We start from the raw sequence: 761 nt of genomic DNA, 5'->3' as shown, positions 1-761 counted from the left end.
CCGCGACGTCTCCCAACTGGTCAGCGAAGGACTGGTTAGTCTGGGCCGCGGGTACGTGGAGCCGGCGGAATCAACAGTTGTAGACCTTTCCTCCATGCTCCGATCCGGTATTTTGACCGAGGTTAAGGAATCGTTTACCCCGGTGATTAGCGAACTGATTCCGCGTGCTTCATCCCTAATGATTGACGACTCCTCCTCGTGCCTGCCTGCGCTTCACGAACTGACGGGGCGCTCTCCGCTTACGGTCATCACAAACTCTCTGGCCGTGGTGCAGGCGGTGGGGCGAGCCCCCATGGTGGAGCTACATTGCTTGGGTGGACGCTATTCGCCGTGGTCCAACTCCTTTTATGGGGCGCGAACAGTTGCCGAGGTGGAGCGGTTCCGTGCCGACTTCTGCCTAATGTCCGACACGGCCATCACCGACGGAGCGGTGTACAACCCGTACGACTACGTAGCGGAAACAAAACAGGCGATGCTGCGGGCCGCGCAGATTCGGATTCTGGTGGCTGATCACACGAAGTTCACTCGCCGCGCACTGTGCAAAACGGCTGAACTTGGCGACTTCGACTACCTAATTACCGACGTTGAACCATCGCGTTCCGTACTGGAAATCTGCCACGAATACAACACCGAACTGATCGTCGTGCCCCGAACTGCCAAGCAAAACGGCGAGGACGATTCGGCCGACGCGTAGGTGCAACGACACTAAAACCCGGGCAGGGTTATTGACGCCACTATCGGCACCACGCTGATTGCCACGA

Annotated in this window: 1 protein-coding gene; it reads left to right on the top strand. The window is 58.2% G+C overall.

Annotated features, from left to right (window positions below):
- The coding region (locus tag HMPREF1627_RS01710) for a DeoR/GlpR family DNA-binding transcription regulator (RefSeq protein WP_158705798.1) at window positions 1-694 on the top strand (694 nt) is incomplete at its 5' end.
- Between the last annotated feature and the right edge of the window lie 67 nt (window positions 695-761).

The sequence above is a fragment of the Actinomyces sp. S6-Spd3 genome (assembly GCF_000758755.1).
Taxonomy (GTDB): domain Bacteria; phylum Actinomycetota; class Actinomycetes; order Actinomycetales; family Actinomycetaceae; genus Pauljensenia.
The sequence above is the reverse complement of the archived record's forward strand: the minus strand, read 5'-3'. Positions and strand labels throughout refer to the sequence as shown.